We start from the raw sequence: 6,000 nt of genomic DNA on the forward strand, positions 1-6,000 counted from the left end.
ATTAGCCGCCGGGACACAAATGTAAACTGAATAAAGGAGCACACCATCATGCCAGTATCCATTGCCATGGCCGGAAAAGGGGGGACCGGGAAAACCACCGTCTCCGGCATGTTGATCAAATATCTGGTCAGCCGGGGCAAATCCCCGGTGCTGGCCGTCGATGCCGATGCCAATGCCAACCTGAACGAAATCCTGGGCCTGGAAGTGACCGACACATTGGGCAACGCCCGTGAAGAGATGAAAAAGGGCATCGTGCCCAGCGGCATGACCAAGGACGTGTTCATGTCCATGCGGCTCGAGCAGGCCGTCATGGAGCAGCAGGGCTTCGACCTGGTGGTCATGGGCCAGCCCGAGGGGGCCGGCTGCTACTGCGCCGCCAACACCCTGCTGACCGGTTTTCTGGAGCGCCTGTCCGGCAATTATCCCTACGTGGTCATGGACAACGAGGCAGGCATGGAGCACCTGAGCCGGCTCACCACCAATAACGTGGATGTCCTTCTCATCGTCACCGACACCTCCCGCCGGGGCCTGCAGGCGGGACTGCGCATCCACCAACTGGCCAAAGACCTGAATATCGGTGTGGAAAAAAGTTACATCATCATCAACCAGGCCAAGAGCGATCCGTCCGAGGTGGTCAAGGAGATGCTCGACAGCAACGGCCTGGAACTGGCCGGCGTCATCCCGGATGATGAGCAGGTGTACGAATTCGATATGGACGGCCGCCCCACCATCGACATCGATGACGGCAACCCGGCCCTGAATGCGGCCTATGCCATCTTCGACAAAATCATCCCCTAATCCCGGACCCACCGGAAGAGGAAGCCTATGAAGAGAACCGGCTATTTGCATGACAACAGGTATCTGCTTCACGACACGGGACCCTATCACCCGGAGATGGCCGACCGGCTCATCGCGGTGTACAACGGCATCAAGGAAGCCGGACTGATCGATCAGTTGACCCTCATTCCGGCGGTTCGTGCCGATCCCAAGTGGATTGAAACCGTCCACGACCCCAACTACATCCGCCGCTTCGAGGAGATCTGCCTTTCCGGCAACCGGACCTTCGACTATCCCGACAACCAAATGTGCGTGGATACCTACGAAACCGCCTACCTCGCGGTGGGGGGCATCCTGGACACCGCCAGGCGGATCATGGAGGGTGAGCTCGACAACGCTTTCTGCGCCGTCCGTCCTCCCGGTCACCATGCCGAGCGGGATCAGGCCATGGGGTTTTGCTATTTCAACAATGTCGCCATTACCGCCCGCTACCTGCAGATGGAGCACGATATTCAGCGGGTGGGCATCATCGACTCCGACGTCCACCACGGCAACGGCACCCAGCACATTTTCGAACAGGACCCTACGGTATTCTACTACAGTATTCACCAGCACCCCTCCTTCGCCTTTCCGGGAACCGGCCGCGAATTTGAAGAAGGCGCGGGGGACGGTCAAGGGTTTACGAAAAATTCCTTGGTATTGCCCGGCCAGGGGGACGACATCTACGAACAGCTGATCCTAAACGATCTGCTGCCGGCATTCGAGCGGTTCAAACCGGAAGTGATCCTCGTCTCCACCGGCTTCGACGGTCACCGTGACGACGACATGTCTGACATCAACCTCTCCACTGAGGGGTTTTCCTGGATCATGGAAACCATCATGAAATTGGGCAACCAGTATGCCGCCGGCCGGGTGATTTCGGTGCTTGAAGGAGGCTATTGCCTGAATCGGCTGGGGGAACTGGCCGCCAACCACGTCCGGATTCTGCTAAACGGCTAAAAACGGATAACAGATTTTAATTTAAATACCTTTTCGGATGTCCATTCAGAAAAGGTAGATTGTGGCTCAGATCAAGGCCGCAGGATTATTGGAACCACAGGCGTAGCGGCGCTACGTCGAGGATTTCACTAATCCGAGAACGCAGATATGGGCCACAAGATGCCATTTATGGATGGGGATTCACTACTGATTGCTTGGAGGATATGAACATGTTTGTCAGCCGATCCATGGTTTCACAAGTCATCACCATCGACAAGGATGCATCCGTTTTTGAAGCCCAAGAAAAAATGGCGGCCAACGGCATTCGACACCTGCCTGTCGTTGACGCCGACAACCGTCTGACCGGCATCGTCACTGACCGGGATATCCGCAGTGTCATGCCCTACAGCCTGATCAAGGATAAAGGCGTGGCTCAGGAGCGGGAGAAGCTGGCCCATCTGAAGGTGGAAGACATCATGACCCGCAATCCCAAGACGATTTCTCCCATGTACACCATCCAGGACGCCCTGCTGATGATCCAAAAGGAGAAAGTGGGCGCCTTTCCCGTGGTGGACAACGAGGGCAAGCTCCAAGGGATTTTATCTGTGAGAGATCTGCTGCGGGCGTTCATCAATGTCCTGGGCATAGGCCAGCCCGGAACGCTGGTGGGCATCGAGGTTGAAGAAAAAGTCGGTCAGATGAAAAAAATCGTGGATGCCATCACCGATGAGAACATTTCATTCGGCAGCGTTCTGGTGGCCCGGACCTGGGATGAGGGCAAACGGGCGGTATTTCCCTACCTGCTCACCAACAACGTGTCCAAAGTCAAGAAAAAGCTGGCCGCGATGGGATACAAGCTGATCAATCCCATGGACTGGTACCTGGACAAGCTGCCCAAAAAACCATAGGCGGTCAGCGAACATGCAGCCTGCAACCCTTGAGGCCAATCCCTACCAAGACCTTTACATCTACTACCTGTCCGGACGGTTCCGTCCGGGCCGGGCATTCAACCCGGAACACTACATCGGCAGTTGGGAAGAGGGAGAATTCTCCTTTCTCTTTTTTACCCGGCCGAAGATGGCCCTTGTTGAGTCGACCGTCAATCGTCTGGCGGGCCTGGAACTGCTGGACCACTATCACATGACCTATGAACAGTGGCAGGGCGGCGACATCCTGCCCAGCCGCATCGGCCGGTTTACCATCTCCCCCCCGTGGTTCGATATAGACAAGATGAACGCCGACACCACGATCATCCTCGATCCAGGCGTCGTTTTCGGCACCGGTACCCACCCCACCACCCGAGACTGCCTGGAGGCCCTGCAGCTGGCTTTCGAAGACACCCCCATCCGAAGCGCCTTGGACCTGGGTACGGGCACCGGACTGCTGGCCCTGGCGGCTGCCCGGATGGGATGCCCGAAAGTCCTGGCCGCCGACTTGACCTTGCTGGCCGCCCGCACCGCGCAAAAGAACGTTGAGCTCAACACTCTGTCAAAGCAGATACTCGTGGTACAGGGGGATGCCGAGAAATTTATGGACTTTACGAGCGATCTTGTGGTAACCAACATCCATTACGATGTGATGAAAAACCTGATAGGCACCTCGGGTTTTTTGAAGAAAAAGCGCTTCATCTTATCCGGGCTGATGCGCAGTGAAGCCGCACGAATCGAATCGACGCTGGCCGATCTTCCGGTGGAGATAATTCGCCGATGGGATCAAGACGGTATCTGGCACACCTTCTACGGTGCATCGTATTGACTTGCGGAGATAAATAAGGACTGACCATGGTCATCACGTGCTGGGGCTCCAGAGGGTCCATACCCGTCTCCGGAAAAGAGTACATCAAGTTCGGCGGTGATACCACCTGCATGGAAATCCACACGGACAGCGACGACATCATTATCGTGGATGCCGGCACCGGCATTCGCCGGCTGGGCAACCACCTCATCGATCAAGGCCGCTACCGCTACAACTTCCTGCTCACCCACGGCCACTGGGACCACCTTATGGGGTTCCCTTTCTTCAAGCCCCTGTTTCTGAGCCGCACCGAGATTCACATGCACCGGGCGCCGTTCCACAAAAAGTTCATGGAGAGCATGTTTTCCAAGGTGATGGCGCCGCCCAATTTCCCGGTGCGATATTCTGACCTCAAGGCGAAGATCGTCTGGGAGGAAGGCCATCCGGCGGAGTTTCAGATCGGGTCGGCAACCGTGGTCCCCATCCGCATTAGTCATCCCAATACCGGCAAGGGATACAAGTTCATTGAAAACGGGAAGACTTTCGTATTCCTCACCGACAATGAATTGGGGTTCGTTCATCACGGGGGACTGCCCTTCCAAAAATATGTGGAATTCTGTACCGGAGCAGATCTGCTGATCCACGACGGTGAATACACCGAAAAAGAGTACCGCAAGCTCATCGAGTGGGGACACTCCTCCTACACCGATACCCTGAGGCTGGCATTTGCGGCAGGGGTCAAACGCCTGGGCCTGTTTCACCTGAACCAGGAACGCACCGACGACCAAATGGATGCGATCGTGAAACACTGCCGGGAAATCATCACCGAAAAGGGCCAGGCCCTGGAGTGCTTCGCAGTGGGCACGGACATGACCTTTACGGTATAGGCCGCCCTTTGATCTGAGATCTCATGACAACCGCACCCGATCCCACACCAGTCATAACACCCAGCCATGTCTGACCTGATTGAACCCGCCGCCGACGTTCTGAGCACCGCCAAGCGGGCCGTGGCCCTGACCGGCGCCGGCATCTCCGTGGAGAGCGGTATTCCGCCCTTTCGCGGCAAAGGCGGCCTGTGGGAAAAGGTCGACCCCATGAAAGTCGCCCACATCGATGCGTTTCTGGACGATCCGGAGACCGTGTGGAACCTGCTGATCAAGGATATGAAAACCCTGCTGGACACGGCCCGGCCCAACCCCGGACATGCCGGGCTGGTCGATCTGGAACGACTTGGCATCCTGAAGACCGTCATTACCCAAAATGTGGACGGCCTACATCAGATGGCGGGTAGCAGCGACGTGATTGAATTTCACGGCAATTTTGCCTGGCAATCCTGTCTGGACTGCAACCAGCGCATTAAGACCTCACAGGTGGACCTGGCGCAAATGCCCCCGCGATGCAGCTGCGGCGGCATCCTTCGACCCGACTGTATCTTTTTTGGCGAGATGATCCCCCAGGATGCGCTCGTCCGATCCCAACGGGTGTCGGCAGCCTGCGACGCCATGCTGGTGATCGGCACCTCAGCCACGGTACAGCCGGCAGCCACCATGCCATACATTGCCAAGGACAACGGCGCCGTCATTATCGAGATCAACCCTGAGCCTACGCCACTCACCTCGCGCATCAGTGACCTGCCCCTGCTGGGCGGTGCCGGCAGCATCATGCCCCGGTTGATCCAAGCGATCCGGCGGCGGCGGGCATCCCCTTGACTACCCATAGTGCTTCCCGCAAGCTTCCGAAAAAAAATCAGCCCTTGAACCCTTGAACCCTTGAACCCCTATGACACACGACAACCGCTGGGTGAAACAGGTCACCGTGCCCCCACCTTCCCTGGGGGACAACACCGCCGACGCCGACCGGCTGGCGGCAGCATTGAACAAGGCCTTAGGGACCCGGACCGTCCACATGGATCTGGACCAGCTGAAACAGCTGTCCGCCCGACTGCGGGAATGGAATTTCCAGGCCACCGCCGTATTGTTCAAAGATGGCGGCGGCAACGGTATTCTGGCTCACCTGGCCGCACCGGACAGCGCAGACACCCTTTGCGGCCTGGCCGTTGATCTGGGCACCACCCGCGTGGTGCTGCGCATCATCGATCTTTCCACAGGCACTCACCTGAGTGAATCGGTGTTCGACAACCCCCAGATCGCCGTCGGTCCCGATGTGCTGACCCGCATCCACCACGTCGATAAACCCGACGGCCTGAAACAGCTCAACCAACTCATCGTCGACGGCATCAATGATGCTCTGAGGATCCTGTGCGACCGATGCGGCATATCCCGCACAAACATCCACCTGATGTCAGTTGCCGGCAACACGGCCATGACCCACCTGCTGATGGGTTTCAACCCCCGGTGGATGATCCGGGAGCCATATATCCCGGTGGTGAACCGGCCCGGCGTCATCAGGGCAGCCGAACTGGGCATCGACCTTCATCCCACCGCGAGGGCCTTGATCTTTCCCAATGTGGGCAGCTACTTCGGCGGCGACCTGATTGCGGGCATCCTTTAC

The 6,000-nt window shown here is 57.5% G+C and carries 6 protein-coding genes and 1 pseudogene; all 7 read left to right on the forward strand.

Translation table 11 applies throughout. The features are described from left to right. Nucleotides 1-48: 48 nt before the first annotated feature. Nucleotides 49-798: an AAA family ATPase gene (locus ABYV26_RS02875; RefSeq protein WP_372677986.1), complete on the forward strand. Its 750-nt coding sequence runs from the start codon at nucleotides 49-51 to the stop codon at nucleotides 796-798. A 27-nt stretch (nucleotides 799-825) separates the two neighbouring features. Next, a complete protein-coding gene (locus ABYV26_RS02880) occupies nucleotides 826-1,776 on the forward strand; it encodes a histone deacetylase (protein WP_372677988.1) in 951 nt (316 codons plus the stop codon). A gap of 209 nt (nucleotides 1,777-1,985) precedes the next feature. Then, nucleotides 1,986-2,663: a CBS domain-containing protein gene (locus ABYV26_RS02885; RefSeq protein ID WP_372677990.1), complete on the forward strand. Its 678-nt coding sequence runs from the start codon at nucleotides 1,986-1,988 to the stop codon at nucleotides 2,661-2,663. A gap of 13 nt (nucleotides 2,664-2,676) precedes the next feature. Further along, nucleotides 2,677-3,510, forward strand: coding sequence for a 50S ribosomal protein L11 methyltransferase (locus tag ABYV26_RS02890; RefSeq protein WP_372677992.1), 834 nt, complete (start codon nucleotides 2,677-2,679; stop codon nucleotides 3,508-3,510). Nucleotides 3,511-3,536: 26 nt separating this feature from the next. Next, on the forward strand, nucleotides 3,537-4,376 hold the full coding sequence (locus ABYV26_RS02895; RefSeq protein WP_372677994.1) for an MBL fold metallo-hydrolase: 840 nt from the start codon (nucleotides 3,537-3,539) through the stop codon (nucleotides 4,374-4,376). Between the two features lie 66 nt (nucleotides 4,377-4,442). Further along, on the forward strand, nucleotides 4,443-5,198 hold the full coding sequence (locus ABYV26_RS02900) for an NAD-dependent deacetylase (RefSeq protein ID WP_372677996.1): 756 nt from the start codon (nucleotides 4,443-4,445) through the stop codon (nucleotides 5,196-5,198). A gap of 70 nt (nucleotides 5,199-5,268) precedes the next feature. Beyond that, nucleotides 5,269-6,000, forward strand: a pseudogene (locus tag ABYV26_RS02905) ([Fe-S]-binding protein); the annotation flags it as partial.

The organism is Desulfosarcina sp. (assembly GCF_041551955.1).
Classification (GTDB): domain Bacteria; phylum Desulfobacterota; class Desulfobacteria; order Desulfobacterales; family Desulfosarcinaceae; genus Desulfosarcina.